Genomic DNA, 15,750 nt, shown 5'->3' with positions numbered 1-15,750 from the left:
GCACGCTGCTGCGCGCGCGCACCGGCAACGTCGGCGCCGGCGGCCGCACCCGCATCGCGGTGCGCCCGGAGCGCGTGCGGCTCGCCGGGGAGGAGGGCGGCACCAACCGGCTCGACGCCACCGTGCGCGAGCTGATCTATCTCGGCGACCAGATCCGCCTGCGCATCGAACTCGCCGGCAAGCACGAATTCACCATCAAGGCGCCGGTCTCGCAGCTCGACCGCTCGCTGCGCCCCGGCGACGCGATCCGCGTCGGGCTCGATCCGGCGCACACGCGGGCGCTCGACGTGCCCGCGGCGCACTGAGGCATCCGCCCACCGCCGCATCCGCAGTCCCGGCCGGCCGCCGGTCTTCACCCGCAGCACCCACATAACCAGAACCGGAGACACATCATGAAGCACGCCGCATCCTTCCTTCGCGCCGCCGTCCTCGTCGCCCTCGGGGGCGCCGTCGGCACCGCATCGGCCGACATCACCGTCATCTCCTTCGGCGGCGCCTCGCAGAAGGCGCAGGACAAGGCCTACTACGCGCCCTTCACCAAGGCCACCGGGGTCAAGGTCGTCGCCGGCGAGTACAACGGCGAGCAGGCCAAGGTGAAGGCCATGGTCGAGGCCGGCAACGTGACCTGGGACGTGCTCGAGGTCGAGTCGCCCGAGCTGGTGCGCGGCTGCGAGGAAGGCCTGTTCGAGAAGATCGACTTCGCGCAGGTGGGCGACAAGGCCGATTTCGTCCCTGCCGCCGTGAGCGAATGCGGTGTCGGCATCTTCGTGTGGTCGACCGCGCTCGCCTACAACGCCGACCGCCTCAAGGAGGCGCCGACGTCCTGGGCGGACTTCTGGAACGTAGACAAATTCCCCGGCAAGCGCGGCCTGCGCAAGGGCGCGAAGTACACCCTCGAGTTCGCCCTGCTCGCCGATGGCGTGCCGACGAGCGAGGTCTACAAGGTGCTCGCCACCCCGGCCGGTGTCGACCGCGCCTTCGCCAAGCTCGACAAGCTCAAGGCCAACATCCAGTGGTGGGAGGCCGGCGCGCAGCCGCCGCAGCTGCTCGCCTCGGGCGACCTGGTCATGAGCGCCGCCTACAACGGCCGCATCTCCGCCGCGCAGGTCGAAGGCAAGAACCTCAAGGTGGTGTGGAACGGCAGCATCTACGACGTCGATTCGTGGGCCATCCCCAAGGGCTCGCCGAAGAAGGCGGAGGCGCTCAAGTTCATCCGCTTCGCCAGCCAGCCGGAGAACCAGGCGGTGTTCTCGGGCGAGATCGCCTACGGCCCGGTCAACCTGAAGGCGGTGCCGGCGATCGACGCCAAGGTCGCCGCCGGCCTGCCGACCGCGCCCGAGAACATGAAGGGCGCGATGGCGACCGATACCGAGTTCTGGGTCGAGCACGGCGAGAACCTCGAGCAGCGCTTCAACGCCTGGGCCGCGCGCTGAGCGCTGCCTTCGTCGCATGCCCGTGCCGCCGCGGGCGTCCGGCCCGCGCTGGCGGCCGCAACGCGCGGCCACTGTCTCCATCTGCCCGAACGGACTCGTCCATGAGCACTGTCGTCGACACCTCCGCTGCCGTCCCCTTGCCCGCCGAGGGCAATGGCACGCCGCTGAAGAAGCGCCTGCGCCGCGCCGAGCGCCGCCGCAACCTGCTCTTCGGCGCCCTGATCCTGCCGCTCGCGCTGGTGGTGCTGGTGGCCTTCATCTGGCCGATCGGCTCGCTGCTGACGATCGGTGTCGATAACCCCGAGATCCACGACAACCTGCCGCGCACGCTGGCCGCGCTCGAGGACTGGGACGGTCGCGCGCCGCCGGCCGAGGCCGCCTTCCGCGCGCTCGCCGACGAGCTCGCCGCGGCCAAGGGCTCGCCGGCGATCGCCGCGATCGCCAAACGCCTGAACCGCGAGGACGCCGGCTACCGCAGCCTGGTCATGAAGACCGCGCGCAAGCTGCCGCTCGATCCTGCCGTGCCGGCGCGCGAGGCGCTGATGGCGATCGACGCGCAGTGGGGCGAGCTCGCCACCTGGCAGGCGATCCACCGCGCCGGCGGCGCGCTGACGCCGTTCTACCTGCTCGCCGCGATCGACCGCACGATCGACGCCGACGGCAACATCGTCGCCGCCCCCGCGGACGAGCGCATCTATGTGGACGTGCTGCTGCGCACCTTCTGGATGAGCCTGGTCGTGACCGTGTGCTGCCTGGCGCTCGGCTTCCCGGTGGCCTACCTGATGGCGAATCTGTCCACCCGCCACAGCAACATGCTGATGGTCTTCGTGCTGCTGCCGTTCTGGACCTCGGTGCTGGTGCGGGTGGCGGCGTGGATCGTGCTGCTGCAGAACGAGGGCCTGGTGAACCGCCTGCTGATGTGGCTCGGCCTCACCGACAGCCCGCTCCAGCTCCTCTTCAACCGCTTCGGCGTGTATGTGGCGATGGTCCACATCCTGCTGCCCTTCATGGTGCTGCCGCTGTACTCGGTGATGAAGGGCATCTCGCCGGTGTATGTGCGCGCCGCGCTCTCGCTCGGCTGCCCGCCCTTCCGCAGCTTCTGGAAGATCTACTTCCCGCAGACCCTGCCCGGCATCGGCGCCGGCGGCCTGCTCGTGTTCATCATGTGCATGGGCTACTACATCACGCCCGCGCTGCTCGGCGGTCCGAAGGAGCAGATGCTGAGCTACTTCATCGCCTTCTACACCAACCAGACGATCAACTGGGGCATGGCCGCCGCGCTTTCCGCGGTGCTGCTGGCGGCGACCCTGCTGCTGTACATGGTCTATGCCCGCTATCTCGGGCCGACCCGGGTCAAGTACATGAAGGCGCGCTGAGGACGACGACGATGCTGCAACCCTACGCTTCGCCCGTGGAACGGGCATGGTATTACGGCATGCGCGGGCTGGTCGGGCTGATCCTGGCCTTCCTGTTCCTGCCCATCCTGGTCATCGTGCCGCTGTCCTTCAACGCCGACAGCTTCCTGATGTACCCGATGTCGGGCTTCTCGCTGCGCTGGTACGAGGAGTTCGCCACCTCGCCGGCCTGGCGCCAGGCGCTGATGAACAGCCTGATCGTGTCGCCGCTCGCCACCCTGCTGGCGATGGTGCTCGGCACGCTGGCCTCGATCGGCCTGGTGCGCGCCGATTTTCCCGGCAAGGCGCTGCTCACCGCGGTGCTGATCTCGCCGATGGTGGTGCCGGTGGTGGTGATCGGCGTGGCGATGTACATCTTCTTCGCCCCGCTCGGCCTCACCGGCAGCTACACCGGCCTGGTGCTGGCGCATGCCATCCTCGGCGTGCCCTTCGTCGTCACCACGGTGACCGCGACGCTGCAGGGCTTCGACTTCAACCTGGTGCGCGCGGCCTCCAGCCTTGGCGCCAACCCGCTCACCACCTTCTTCCGCGTCACCCTGCCGATGGTCGCGCCCGGGATCATCTCGGGCGGCCTGTTCGCCTTCGCCACCTCCTTCGACGAGGTCGTGGTCACGCTCTTCCTCGCCAGCCCCGAGCAGGCGACGCTGCCGCGGCAGATGTTCGCCGGCATCCGCGAGAACATCAGCCCGACCATCGCGGCAGTCGCGACCATCCTGATCGTGCTGTCGACGCTGATGCTGATGACGCTCGAATGGTTGCGCCGGCGCGCCGAGCGCATGCGTGGCGCGCGCCGCTGAGCGCCGCGCTCGCGCCACCCCCGGCACCGACTCCAAGAACCCAAGCTTTCCCCCGACCACCCGACGGACCCCGACCATGAGCCTGAACCTGAAAGATCCCGACCTCTTCCGCACCCGCTGCCATGTCGATGGGCAGTGGATCGACGCCGACGACGGCGCCACCACGAGCATCCGCAACCCGGCCACGGGCGAGGTGCTCGGCACCATCCCGCGCATGGGCGCGGCCGAGACCCGGCGCGCCATCGCGGCCGCCAACGCCGCATGGCCGGCGTGGCGTGCGCTGACCGCCGGCGCGCGCGCGAAGATCCTGCGGCGCTGGTTCGAGCTCATCCTCGCCAACCAGGAAGACCTCGCCGTGCTGATGACCAGCGAGCAGGGCAAGCCGCTCGCCGAGGCGCGCGGCGAGGTGCTCTACGCCGCCTCCTTCATCGAGTGGTTCGCCGAGGAAGGCAAGCGCATCTACGGCGACGTGATCCCCGGCCACCAGCCCGACAAGCGCATCGTCGTCACCAAGGAGCCGATCGGGGTGTGCGCGGCGATCACGCCGTGGAACTTCCCCGCGGCGATGATCACGCGCAAGGCCGGTCCGGCGCTCGCGGCCGGATGCACGATGGTGCTCAAGCCCGCCACCCAGACCCCTTACTCGGCGCTCGCGCTCGCGGTGCTCGCCGAGCGCGCGGGGGTGCCGAAGGGCGTGTTCAGCGTGGTCACCGGCGGCGCGGCCGAGATCGGCGGCGAGCTGACCGCCAACCCGATCGTCCGCAAGCTCACCTTCACCGGCTCCACCGAGATCGGCGTCAAGCTGATGGCGCAGTGCGCGCCGAGCGTCAAGAAGCTCTCGCTCGAGCTCGGCGGCAATGCGCCCTTCATCGTCTTCGACGATGCCGACCTCGACGCCGCGGTCGAGGGCGCGATCGCTTCCAAATACCGCAACACCGGCCAGACCTGCGTGTGCGCCAACCGCCTGCTGGTGCAGGACGGTGTGTACGACGCCTTCGCCGCCAGGCTCGCCGCCGCGGTGGCGCGCCTGAAGGTGGGCAACGGCCTCGCCGAGGGCAGCACCCAGGGCCCGCTGATCGACATGAACGCGGTGGCCAAGGTCGAGGAGCACATCGCCGACGCGGTGGAGAAGGGCGCGCGCGTGCTCGCCGGCGGCAAGCGCCACGCGCTCGGCGGCAGCTTCTTCGAGCCCACCATCCTGGCCGACGTGACCCCGGCGATGAAGGTGGCGCGCGAGGAGACCTTCGGCCCGGTGGCGCCGCTGTTCCGCTTCAAGGACGAGGCCGAGGCGATCCGCATGGCCAACGACACCGAGTTCGGCCTCGCCGCCTATTTCTTCGCCAACTCGATGAACCGCGTGTGGCGCGTCGCCGAGGCGCTCGAGTACGGCATCGTCGGCATCAACACCGGAATCATCTCGACCGAGGTCGCGCCCTTCGGCGGCATGAAGTCCTCCGGCCTCGGCCGCGAAGGTTCCAAGTACGGCATCGAGGACTACCTCGAGGTCAAGTATCTGTGCATGGGCGGCGTGCAGTGAGCCGCCGTCCCCCCCAAGCGAATCGACAGGAGACACCCATGAACGCCAACACCATCCCCCCCGGCCTGCACAACGCCGACTTCATGGCCCGTCGCGCCGCCGCGCTGCCGCGCGGCGTGGGCCAGGCCCACCCGCTGTTCGCCACCAAGGCCCTCAATGCCGAGGTGTGGGACGTCGAAGGCCGCCGCTTCATCGATTTCGTCGCCGGCATCGCCGTGGTCAACACCGGTCACTGCCACCCGCGCGTGGTCGCCGCGGCGCAGGCGCAGCTCACCCACTTCAGCCACACCTGCTTCCAGGTCGTGGCCTACGACGGCTACCTGCGCCTGGCCGAGCGCCTCAACGCGCTCGCCCCGGGCGATGCGGCGAAGAAGACCATGCTGGTGAGCACCGGCGCCGAGGCGGTCGAGAACGCGGTCAAGATCGCGCGCGCCTTCACCGGCCGCCCGGGCGTGATCGCCTTCAACGGCGCGTTCCACGGCCGCACGCTGCTCGCGCTCGGCCTCACCGGCAAGGTCGACCCCTACAAGCTCGGCGTCGGCCCCTTCCCGGGCGAGATCTACCATGCCCCCTATCCCTGCGCGTTGCACGGCATCAGCGTGGAGGACGCCATCCACGGCATCGAGCTGCTGTTCAAGAACGACATCGAGGCGCGTCGCGTCGCCGCCTTCATCGTCGAGCCGGTGCAGGGCGAGGGTGGCTACTACCCCGCGCCCGCCGAGTTCCTGCAGCGCCTGCGCGCGCTCGCCGACAAGCACGGCATCCTGCTGATCGCCGACGAGATCCAGTCCGGCATCGGCCGCTGCGGCAAGATGTTCGCGGTCGAACACAGCGGCGTGATGCCCGACATCATCACCCTGGCCAAGGGCCTCGGCGGCGGCTTCCCGGTCGCGGCGGTGGTGGGCCGTGCCGAGGTCATGGACGCGCTCGCCCCGGGCGGCCTCGGCAGCACCTATGCCGGCGCGCCGATGGCCTGCGCCGCCGCGCTCGCCGTGCTCGACGTGATGGAAGAGGAGAAGCTGTGCGAGCGCGCGCTCGCGATCGGCGAGCACATGCAGCGCCGCCTGCGCGACCTGGCCGTGCGCCACAAGTGCATCGGCGACGTGCGCGGCCTGGGCGCGATGGTGGCGGTGGAGTTCTTCCACGATGGCGACCATGCGCGTCCGGCGCCGGAGATCGCCAAGGCGGTGATCGCCGCGGCGCTGCAGCGCGGCCTGCTGCTGCTGTCCTGCGGCAGCTACGGCAACGTGCTGCGCCTGATGGTGCCGCTCACCATCGAGCAGGCGGTGCTCGACGAAGGCCTCGACCTCCTCGCCGCGGCGATGGACGCCGCGGCCTGATCGGGGTCGGACCTGTGCGCCGGGGAGCGCTGCGGAGTCAGCGCCCCTCGGCCGCGAGCAGCGCCGCGACGTGCTCGCCGATCGCGAGCGCCGCGGTGAGGCCGGGCGATTCGATGCCGTAGAGATGCACCAGCCCCGGCGTGCCATGCGCCGACGGGCCGTCGATGCGGAAGTCGGCGTCGGGCTCGCCGGGGCCGACGATCTTCGGGCGCACGCCGGCATAGCCCGGCTGCAGCCGCTGCGCGTCCAGGTCCGGCCACCAGCGCCGGATCGCGCCGGCGATGCGCTCCACGCGCGTTGGATCCACGGTGTAGTCCGGCGCGGCGATCCACTCCACGTCGGGACCGAACTTCGCCTGTCCGCCCAGATCCAGGGTCAGGTGCACGCCCAGCCCGCCCGGCTCCGGGATCGGGTAGATCAGGCGCGAGAACGGCGCCTTGCCCGCGTAGCTGAAATACACCCCGCGCGCGTAATGCGCCTGAGGCGCCTGCGCAGAGGCCGGAGCCAGGATCGCGCGCCCGAGCGCCGGCGCATCCAGCCCCGCGGCGTTCACCACCCGCTTTGCCTTCAGCGCGGTGGCGGCCTCGCCTCCGATGCGCAGCACGATGCCGTCGGCCTCCGCGCGGCCCTCCAGCACCGGGCTGCCGAGCGCCAGCATCGCGCCATGGCGCTCGGCCTCGCCGAGCAGCGACAGCATCAGGCCGTGGCTGTCGACGATGCCGGTCGAGGGCGACAGCAGCGCGCCGTGGCCGGCGAGCGCCGGCTCGAGCGCGGTGAGCTCGGCGGCGTCGATGTGGCGCAGGTCGTCCACGCCGTTGGCGCGCGCGCGTTCGGCGATCGCCTGCAGGGCCGGCGCCTGCGTCGCGGTGCTGGCGACCACCAGCTTGCCGCAGCGCGCATGGTTGACTCCGTGCTGCGCGCACCAGGCGTACAGGCGCTGGCGGCCCTCCACGCACAGGCGGGCCTTGAGCGAGCCGGGCGGGTAGTACAGCCCGGCGTGGATCACCTCGCTGTTGCGGGCGCTGATGCCGGTGCCGAAGGCGGTCTCGCGCTCGACGATCACGACCTCGCGCCTGCTGCGGGCGAGGCTGTGCGCACAGGCGAGGCCGACCACGCCGGCGCCGATCACGACGGTATCGACTGTTTCCATGGGGTTGGGACGGCTGGACGCGTGTGCGAGCGTAGGCCGGAAGGGTTGCGGAGCGGCGGTTGTAGCAGATCGCCCACGCGCCGGGGAAGAGGGGGAATCCCCGGGATAGACCCCTGGGGTCGCCCGTGCGCAACCGCCGCTGCGCGGGATTCGAAGTGCGCAAGTGGCGGCCGGACGCGTTCGCCTATCAGGGAAAACGCCGAGCACCGCGGTGGTGCGCTGCGGGCGGGGGTGTTGTTAAAGTGTGGCTGTCCATCGATGGGCAGATAATCGATATTTATTCCAAGGAGGAGTCATCGATGAAGTCCCTGATCCGCAAGTGCGCCCTCGGCACCGTGTTCGTCGCCATGACCACCGCGGCCTCGGCCGCCACCTTCGTGAACGTGCTGACCGGCGGCACCAGCGGGGTGTACTACCCGCTCGGCGTCACCCTGTCGCAGCTCTACGGCGAGATCATTCCCGACAGCAAGGTCCAGGTGCAGGCCACCAAGGCCTCGGCGGAGAACCTCAACCTGCTGCAGGCGGGCCGTGGCGAGATCGGCTTCTCGCTTGCCGACTCGGTGTCCGACGCCTGGAAGGGCAACGCCGATGCGGGCTTCGCCAAGCCGCTCGACAAGCTGCGTGCGATCGCCTCGGTCTACCCCAACTACATCCAGATCGTCGCCCTGGCCGACGCCGACGTGAAGACGCTCGCCGACCTCAAGGGCAAGCGCATCTCGGTCGGCGCGCCGCGCTCGGGAACGGAGATCAACGCGCGTGCCATCCTGAAGGCCGCGGGCCTCTCCTACGCGGACTTCGCCAAGGTCGAATACCTGCCCTTCGGCGAATCGGTCGAGCTGATGAAGAACCGTCAGATCGACGTCACCCTGCAGTCGGCCGGCCTCGGCGTGGCGGCGCTGCGCGACCTGTCGGCGGCGGTGAAGGTCAACTTCGTGCCGGTGCCGGCCGAGGTGGTGGCCAAGGTGGGCGACCCCGCCTACCGTGCGGCCGCGGTCCCGGCCAACACCTACGAGGGCCAGGCCGCCGAGGTGCCGACGGTGGCGATCAACAACCTGCTCGTGACCAACGACAAGGTCTCGAACGAGGTCGCCTACCAGATGACCAAGGGCCTCTTCGACAACCTCGAGCGGCTGGGCAACTCGCACTCCGCCGGCCGCCAGATCAAGCTCGAGAAGGCGGTCGAAGGCCTGCCGATCCCGCTCCATCCGGGTGCGGAGAAGTTCTATCGCGAGAAGGGCCTGATCCAGTAAGCCCTCTCGCCCGCCGCCCGGGTGCGCATCGCCGCGCCTGGGCGGGCCGTGCCCCGCTTCCCTCTCCGGAACTGCCATGAGCTCCTCCGTCGATTCGCCTGTCGCCGTCGCCGGCAAGGGCATGCTGCGCGTCGTCTTCTACAGCGCGATCCTGTTCTCGGTCTTCCAGCTCGTCACCTCGGCCTTCAGCCCGCTGTCGAGCACCGTCGTGCGCGCGCTGCACGTCGGTTTCCTGCTGCTGCTGACCTTCCTGCTCCATCCTGTGCAGGGCGGGCAGGGGCGCACCAGCCTGGCGACCAAGGTCATCGGCTTCGGCGCGCTGCTGCTGTCGGGCTATCACTGGATCTACGAGGCCGACCTCGTGCAGCGTGCCGGTGAGCTCACCCAGGCCGACATGGTGGTGGGCGTCGTCACGCTGGTGCTGGTGTTCGAGGCTGCGCGCCGCATCATGGGGCTGGCGCTGCCGCTGATCTGTCTCGGCTTCCTCGCCTACGCCCTGTTCGGCGAGTACCTCCCGGGCGAGCTCGCCCACCGCGGCTATGGGCTGGACCAGGTGGTGGGCCAGCTCGCCTTCGGCACCGAGGGGATCTACGGCACGCCGACCTACGTGTCCTCGTCCTACATCTTCCTGTTCATCCTGTTCGGCGCCTTCCTCGAGCAGGCGGGCATGATCGACCTGTTCACCAACTTCGCCCTCGGCACCGTAGGCCACACCAAGGGCGGCCCGGCCAAGGTCGCAGTGGTGTCGTCCGGCCTGATGGGCACGATCAACGGCTCGGGGGTGGCCAATGTGGTCACCACCGGCCAGTTCACCATCCCGCTGATGAAGAAGTTCGGCTACACGCCGGCCTTCGCCGGCGCGGTCGAGGCCACCAGCTCGATGGGCGGGCAGATCATGCCGCCGGTGATGGGTGCGGTGGCCTTCATCATGGCCGAGACGATCAACGTGCCCTACGTCGAGATCGCCAAGGCGGCGGCGATCCCCGCCATGCTGTACTTCTTCACCGTGTTCTGGATGGTCCACCTCGAGGCCGGCCGCGCCGGGCTGAAGGGGCTGCCGAAGGAGGAGTGCCCCGACCCGTGGGTGGCGATCCGCGCGCGCTGGTACCTGCTGCTGCCGCTCGTCGGCCTGGTCTACCTGCTCTTCGCCGGCTTCACGCCGATGTTCGCCGGCATGGTGGGCCTGGCGCTGACCGTGGTGCTGCTGTTCGGCAGCAGCCTGGCGCGCCATCTCAACGGCACCTCGCTGCGCCTGCTGTTCTGGATCGTGCTCGGCCTGGCCTGCTCGGCCTTCGCCAAGGTCGGGATCATCTCGGTGGTCGCGGTGGTGGCGGTGCTCGCGGTGCTGCTCGCGCCGCGCGCCGATGGCCGCCACACCCTGCGCCTGGCGGTGAGGGCGCTGGTGGACGGCGCGCTGCACGCGCTGCCGGTGGGCGTGGCCTGCGCCTGGCGGTGAGGGCGCTGGTGGACGGCGCGCTGCACGCGCTGCCGGTGGGCGTGGCCTGCGCGCTGGTGGGCGTGATCATCGGCTCGCTGACCCTGACCGGCGGCGCCACCGCCTTCGCCGGCTACATCATCCAGATCGGCGACGACAGCCTGTTCGTCTCGCTGCTGCTCACCATGCTCACCTGCCTGGTGCTCGGGATGGGCATCCCGACCATCCCGAACTACATCATCACCAGCTCGATCGCCGCACCCGCGCTGCTCGAGCTCGGCGTGCCGCTGATCGTCTCGCACATGTTCGTGTTCTATTTCGGGATCATGGCCGACCTCACCCCGCCGGTCGCGCTCGCCGCCTTCGCCGCGGCGCCGATCGCCAAGGAGAGCGGGCTGAAGATCGGCGTGCGCGCGGTACAGATCGCCATCGCCGGCTTCATCGTGCCCTACATGGCGGTGTATGCGCCCGAGCTCATGCTGCAGGGCGACAAGGGCTTCGAGGCGACGCTGTACGTGGTCTTCAAGGCCCTGCTCGCCGTCACGCTGTGGGGTACGGCGGTGGTCGGCTACTTCCGCTCGCCGATGAACCCGCTCGAGCGCGTGCTCGCCTTTGTCGCCGCGTCCATGCTGGTGGTCGCGCTGCCGATCACCGACGAGCTCGGCTTCGGCCTGGCGGCGCTGGTGCTGGGCTGGCATATCTGGCGCTCGCGCGACACACAGGCGCTCACCGTCTGATGGCGGTCTGCCTCGCCACCAGCGTCGCTGCCGCGGTGGTCGCCGCAAACGCCTTCACCCTGGCGTGGACGCACTCGATCGAGCGCGTGCGCTGGGAGGAGGCGTGGCGGGTGGAAGACGGGGGGCTGGTGCTCGAGCGCGTGCGCGTGCGCGGCCACGGGGCGGGAATGGAACCGGCGGAGGGCGCGGTGCTGCGCGATGGCGCCTGGGAGTGGCACCCGCGCAGCCGCCACGCCGTGCTGCGCCTCACGCGCTCGGCCTATACCGCCGACTACGAGTGGTGTGCAGATGGCGAGTCCTGCAGGCCCTTGTCCGCGCTGATCGCCTCCGATGGCGGCGTCACCGAGCTGCGTGCCTGTCCGGGAGGCGAAGCGGTGCGCTGAGTCGCTCGCGCCGCGCTGCTCAGGCGATGCCCGCGGCCCCCAGCAGCGCGCCGACCAGGATCATCCAGATCGGCGCCAGCTTCGTCCGCAGCGTCACCAGCGCGGTCAGCGTGATCAGCACCAGGGCGCCGTTGCGGTGCGCCGGGTCGCCGAGGAAGGGCAGGGCGAGCAGCCAGCCGGTGGCGAATACCAGGCCCACGGTGACGGGCGCGAGCCCGGCGGTGAACGCGCGCACCAGCGGCGTGTCGCGCCGGCTCGCGCCCCAGCGGCTCACCCCCAGCGAGAGCAGCGTCGAGGGCAACAGGATGCCCACCAGCGCCGCCGCCGCCCCGGGCAGGCCGGCGGCCTGGAAGCCGAGCACCGGCACGAACAGCACGTTGGGCCCGGGCGCCGCCTGGGCGAGCGCGATCGCGGTGGTGAAGTCGGCCTCGCCGATCCAGCCGCGCTCGACGACGAAGTAGCGGTGCATCTCGGGTGCGGTCGACATCGCGCCGCCGATCGACAGCAGCGACAGGGTCAGGAAGTGCAGGAAGAGCGCGAGCAGATCGCCCGCCGGCAGCGTGTTCATCAACGCCCCTCCCCGGTGCGCGCGGCGCGCGCATCCACCACCGCCACCCGCCAGCGCGCCAGGCCCCAGCCGAGCAGGCCGAGGCCGATCACGATCCACGCCAGCGGCAGGCGGAACACCGCGATCGCCACCAGGCTGGCGAGGCCGAGCAGTGCGCACAGCCAGGGGCCGAGCAGGTTGTCGCGCAAGGTGCCGAGCATCTTGAAGGCCATCGCCAGGATCAGCCCCGCCGCCACCGCGCCCATGCCGCGCAGCGCGCCCGCGACCGCGGGGTATTCCGCCAGGCGCTCGTAGCCTGCGGCGAGCGCGATCACGATCAGGAAGGGGGCGAACAGCATGCCTGTGATGGCGGCGAGCGCGCCGCGCCAGCCGAAGTAGCGGTCGCCGATCATCAGCGACAGGTTGACCACGTTGGGCCCGGGCAGCATCTGCGCGATCGAGTACAGTTCGACGAACTCGCCGCGGCTCAGCCAGCCGCGGCGGTCGACCAGTTCGCGCTGGGCGACCGCGAGTACGCCGCCGAAGCCCTGCAACGCGAGCAGGCTGAAGGCGATGAAGAGCGCGAAGGGCGAGGCGGGGCGATTGCCTGCGGGCCCGCTCGGCGCGACGTCGGGGGAAGGTGTGCTCATGGCGTCTCCGGATGGCGGCCCGCTGCCGGCGTGGGGGCCTGGTCCGCGTCGCCGCGCGCGTCGGGGGCAGGGAGGCGCTCGACGGCGGGCACCGCGTCCCGCCAGTGCAGGCGCCGTGTGGCGAGATCCCACTCGGCCAGCGTGAACAGGGCACCGCCGATTTCGGTGGCGGCGTAGCCCATCAGGCTGATGTGCTCGACCGTGCAGTGCAGCGGTGGCTGTGGCGCGAAGGCGTCGAGCCGGGGCGCGACCGCGGCGGTGTGCAGCGCGTCGGCGTACAGGCCCACGGTCACGTGCGGCACGTACTCGCCCTGCGGGTGCGGCGTGTCCGTGTGCAGGCAGGCGCGCAATGCGGCCAGCGCACCGAGGGCGCCGTCGACATGCAGGAAGGGCGCCGACGAGAAGCTCTCCAGGCCGCCGATGGTGAGCGTGAAGGGCTTGATCCGCGCCGCCGCCAGCGCCTCGACGCGGGCCTGCAGCCAGGCGTGGTCGAACTCGTCCGCCGCCGGCTCCGCGCCCTGTGCCGGAAAGCCGCAAAGGGCCAGGGTGATGTGCGGCTGGCGGCGGTAGCCGTCGAGCAGCAGCCCGTCGAGCGCGCGCTGCGCGGCGACCACGCGCGCGCGCACCGCCGGCAGGTCGACGTCGATCGCCCACAGCAGGTAGTGCGGCCGGCCGCGATGCCACTCGTGGAAGTCGCGGCGTTCGTTGCGAAGGGTCTGCGCCTCGGCGAGAAAGCGCCGGCGCAGCGTGGCGGGATCGGTCATGCGGGAGCGCGGGGTGGCGGGGCGGGGGATGCCCGACGGACGGTGGCGGGATGGAATCGACGGCTAGAATGGAAGCGTGATTGTCCCGGAAAAGATGCCCGCCCGCATGCACTACACCGTCCTCGAGCCCTCCTCCACCGAACGCGTCGCCATCCGCGGCCTCGAATACAACGTGCGCCGCTGGGGCCCGGCCGACGCGCCGAAGGTCTTCCTGCTGCATGGCTGGATGGATACGTCCGCCACCTTCCAGTTCGTCGTCGATGCGTTGCGTCACGACTGGCAGCTGATCGCCCCCGACTGGCGCGGCTACGGCGAGACCACCTGGCTGCACCGCCCCTACTGGTTTCCCGACTACTACGCCGACCTCGAGGCCCTGCTCGCCCACTACGCGCCCGCTGGCCCGGTGCGCCTGGTCGGCCACAGCATGGGCGCCAACATCGCCGGCATCTACGCCGGTCTGCGCCCGCAGCGCGTGGCGCGGCTGGCGATGCTCGACTTCATCGGGCTCAAGGCGCCGGCCGACGTCGATGCGCCGCAGCAGCTCGGGCGCTGGCTCGACGCCCAGCTCGCACCGCCGCCTGCCCGCATCTACGCCGACCGGGCCGCGCTCGCGGAACGCCTGCGCGCGGTCAATCCGCGCCTCACCCCGGCGCGTGCGGAGTTCCTCTGCCGCCACCTCGGGCGCGTGCGTGCCGACGGACAGGTCGAGATCGCCGGCGATCCCTGGCACAAAATCCCCTCGCCCGCGGTCTACCGCATCGAGGACGCGATGGCGTGCTGGCGGCGTGTGCGTGCCCCGGTGCTGATGCTGGTCTCCGCCGAGGGCTATGTGCATGACCGCCTCGGCGACGAGCCGGAGGAACTCCAGCGCCGCATCGACTGCTTCGCCGATGCCCGCGTCGTCACCGTGGCCGATTGCGGCCACAATCTGCAGCACGACCAGCCCGAGGTGGTGGCGGCCGAGCTGGAGGCGTTCCTCGACCGGGAGATCCCATGAACCCGACCCGCTTCGCTGCCGGACATGCCGCCCACGCCGACTGGCGGGTGGCGCTCGCACGCGCGCTCGACGCCCTGCTGCTCGACCTGCGCGCCGCGGGAGGCCATGACCATGCGGGGCGGGACGGGCTGCCCGAATATACCCTCGGCTTCTGCTACCTGAGCGACCGCTTCGCCGCCGACGCCGACGAGATCGTCGCCGAGTTGCAGCGCCGCCTGCCCGGCGTGCATTGGGTCGGCACTGTGGGCATCGGGGTGGCCGCGACCGGTGCCGAGCACTTCGACGAGCCGGCGCTCGCGCTGATGCTCGCACCCCTGCCGCGGCGCGCCTTCCGCGTGTTCTCGGGGGTGCAGCCACTGCGTGCGGATGCCGAGGACTTCCACCCGCACACCGCGCTGGTGCACGCCGACGGCCGCACCCCGGACCTGCAGGAGCTGCTGCCCGAACTCGCCGAGCGCACCGCGAGCGGTTACCTGTTCGGCGGGTTGACCGCCTCGCGTGGGCGCAGCGTGCAGATCGCCGACGGTGTGTTCGACGGCGGCGGCCTGTCAGGGGTGGCCTTCTCCGCCGAGGTCGGCGTCGTCTCGCGCGTCACCCAGGGCTGCCAGCCGATCGGGCCGCGGCGGCTGGTGAGCCGCGCGCGGGACAACTTCGTCATCACACTGGACGGTCGCGGTGCGCTCGACTGCGTGATGGAGGATCTCGGCCTGCCGCCCGACATGGCGCTGGAGCCGGTCGCCGAAGCCTTGTCGAACACCCTGGTCGGGCTGCATCCGGGGGCGGACGCGGAGCTCGTCGCCCCCGCCGCCTTCGGTGCCGACATGCTGGTGCGCAACATCATCGGCCTCGATCCACGTGCCGGCGTGGTGGCGATCGGCGATGAGGTGGAGCAGGGCGCCTGGCTGATCTTCTGCCGGCGCGACCCTGCTGCGGCGCTCGCCGACCTGCGCCGCGTGGCGCGCGAGATTCGCGACGAGCTGGTGGACAGCGACCGTGTCGCGCTCGGCGCGGTGTATGTGAGCTGCTCGGGCCGCGGTGGCCCGCACTTCGGCCGTCCGGCGGCCGAGCTCGAGCTGATCCGCGACGTGCTCGGCGACGTGGCGCTGGCGGGCTTCTTCGCCGGCGGCGAGATCGCCCACAGCCGCCTCTACGGCTACACCGGGGTGCTCACCGTGTTCGCCGCGCCGCGCTGACGCCGCCCGTCGGGATCTTCACGAGGCTCGGGCCCTGGGCGGGCCCGCCGGGTCAGCCGCGCGAGCGGCGGTCGTCGTGGCTGCGCTCGCTGCGCGAAGGATGGCCGTCGCGGCTGAAGCCG

At 70.9% G+C, this 15,750-nt stretch carries 16 protein-coding genes; 12 read left to right on the top strand and 4 right to left on the bottom strand.

Annotated elements, in window-relative coordinates; all coding sequences use genetic code 11:
• The 6 genes from C665_RS13495 to gabT form a co-directional block, all read left to right on the top strand.
• Positions 1 to 305: TOBE domain-containing protein (locus C665_RS13495; protein ID WP_004314502.1), on the top strand; the 305-nt coding region annotated here is incomplete at its 5' end.
• Between the two features lie 87 nt (positions 306 to 392).
• Positions 393 to 1,433, top strand: coding sequence for an ABC transporter substrate-binding protein (locus C665_RS13490; protein ID WP_004314501.1), 1,041 nt, complete (start codon positions 393 to 395; stop codon positions 1,431 to 1,433).
• A 101-nt stretch (positions 1,434 to 1,534) separates the two neighbouring features.
• Positions 1,535 to 2,809, top strand: coding sequence for an ABC transporter permease (locus C665_RS13485; protein WP_004314499.1), 1,275 nt, complete (start codon positions 1,535 to 1,537; stop codon positions 2,807 to 2,809).
• Positions 2,810 to 2,820: 11 nt separating this feature from the next.
• Positions 2,821 to 3,645: an ABC transporter permease gene (locus tag C665_RS13480; protein WP_004314498.1), complete on the top strand. Its 825-nt coding sequence runs from the start codon at positions 2,821 to 2,823 to the stop codon at positions 3,643 to 3,645.
• A 76-nt stretch (positions 3,646 to 3,721) separates the two neighbouring features.
• Positions 3,722 to 5,182, top strand: coding sequence for an NADP-dependent succinate-semialdehyde dehydrogenase (gene gabD, locus C665_RS13475; protein ID WP_004314497.1), 1,461 nt, complete (start codon positions 3,722 to 3,724; stop codon positions 5,180 to 5,182).
• Positions 5,183 to 5,220: 38 nt separating this feature from the next.
• Positions 5,221 to 6,522, top strand: coding sequence for a 4-aminobutyrate--2-oxoglutarate transaminase (gabT, locus tag C665_RS13470; protein WP_004314496.1), 1,302 nt, complete (start codon positions 5,221 to 5,223; stop codon positions 6,520 to 6,522).
• 37 nt (positions 6,523 to 6,559) lie between these two features.
• Here gabT and C665_RS13465 read toward each other — a convergent pair whose 3' ends face one another.
• Positions 6,560 to 7,672, bottom strand: coding sequence for an NAD(P)/FAD-dependent oxidoreductase (locus C665_RS13465; protein WP_004314494.1), 1,113 nt, complete (start codon positions 7,670 to 7,672; stop codon positions 6,560 to 6,562).
• A gap of 299 nt (positions 7,673 to 7,971) precedes the next feature.
• Between C665_RS13465 and C665_RS13460 the strand changes: the two genes are divergently transcribed.
• The 4 genes from C665_RS13460 (at position 7,972) to C665_RS13450 (ending at position 11,477) form a co-directional block, all read left to right on the top strand.
• Positions 7,972 to 8,922 carry a TAXI family TRAP transporter solute-binding subunit gene (locus tag C665_RS13460; RefSeq protein WP_004314492.1) on the top strand — a complete coding sequence of 317 codons (951 nt, stop codon included), beginning with the start codon at positions 7,972 to 7,974 and terminating at the stop codon, positions 8,920 to 8,922.
• Positions 8,923 to 8,998: 76 nt separating this feature from the next.
• Positions 8,999 to 10,378: a TRAP transporter permease gene (locus C665_RS13455; RefSeq protein WP_245537173.1), complete on the top strand. Its 1,380-nt coding sequence runs from the start codon at positions 8,999 to 9,001 to the stop codon at positions 10,376 to 10,378.
• A gap of 8 nt (positions 10,379 to 10,386) precedes the next feature.
• A complete protein-coding gene (locus C665_RS21155) occupies positions 10,387 to 11,094 on the top strand; it encodes a TRAP transporter large permease subunit (protein WP_245537172.1) in 708 nt (235 codons plus the stop codon).
• Positions 11,094 to 11,477: a DUF1850 domain-containing protein gene (locus C665_RS13450; protein WP_004314490.1), complete on the top strand. Its 384-nt coding sequence runs from the start codon at positions 11,094 to 11,096 to the stop codon at positions 11,475 to 11,477. Before C665_RS21155 ends, C665_RS13450 begins: the two co-directional genes overlap by 1 nt.
• 19 nt (positions 11,478 to 11,496) lie before the next feature.
• Here the strand turns inward: C665_RS13450 and C665_RS13445 are convergent, their stop codons facing one another.
• From C665_RS13445 to C665_RS13435, 3 genes are read right to left on the bottom strand one after another with little or no spacing between them, the layout of a single operon-like run.
• The gene (locus tag C665_RS13445; RefSeq protein ID WP_004314489.1) at positions 11,497 to 12,045 is read right to left on the bottom strand and encodes a chromate transporter; all 549 of its coding nucleotides are present in this window, start codon (positions 12,043 to 12,045) and stop codon (positions 11,497 to 11,499) included.
• Positions 12,045 to 12,674 carry a chromate transporter gene (locus tag C665_RS13440; protein ID WP_004314486.1) on the bottom strand — a complete coding sequence of 210 codons (630 nt, stop codon included), beginning with the start codon at positions 12,672 to 12,674 and terminating at the stop codon, positions 12,045 to 12,047. Before C665_RS13440 ends, C665_RS13445 begins: the two co-directional genes overlap by 1 nt.
• Positions 12,671 to 13,438 carry a 2'-5' RNA ligase family protein gene (locus C665_RS13435; RefSeq protein WP_004314484.1) on the bottom strand — a complete coding sequence of 256 codons (768 nt, stop codon included), beginning with the start codon at positions 13,436 to 13,438 and terminating at the stop codon, positions 12,671 to 12,673. Before C665_RS13435 ends, C665_RS13440 begins: the two co-directional genes overlap by 4 nt.
• A gap of 94 nt (positions 13,439 to 13,532) precedes the next feature.
• On the opposite strand from C665_RS13435, the gene C665_RS13430 reads away from it, so the two are divergent.
• Entirely contained in the window at positions 13,533 to 14,435 is a 903-nt protein-coding gene (locus C665_RS13430) for an alpha/beta fold hydrolase (protein ID WP_004314483.1), read from the top strand.
• Entirely contained in the window at positions 14,432 to 15,628 is a 1,197-nt protein-coding gene (locus C665_RS13425) for an FIST signal transduction protein (RefSeq protein WP_004314481.1), read from the top strand. The genes C665_RS13430 and C665_RS13425 overlap by 4 nt, the downstream gene beginning before the upstream one ends.
• Positions 15,629 to 15,750 lie beyond the last annotated feature (122 nt).

Source organism: Thauera aminoaromatica S2, from assembly GCF_000310185.1.
Lineage (GTDB): Bacteria > Pseudomonadota > Gammaproteobacteria > Burkholderiales > Rhodocyclaceae > Thauera > Thauera aminoaromatica.
This window is presented reverse-complemented; position numbering and strand designations above follow the sequence as displayed.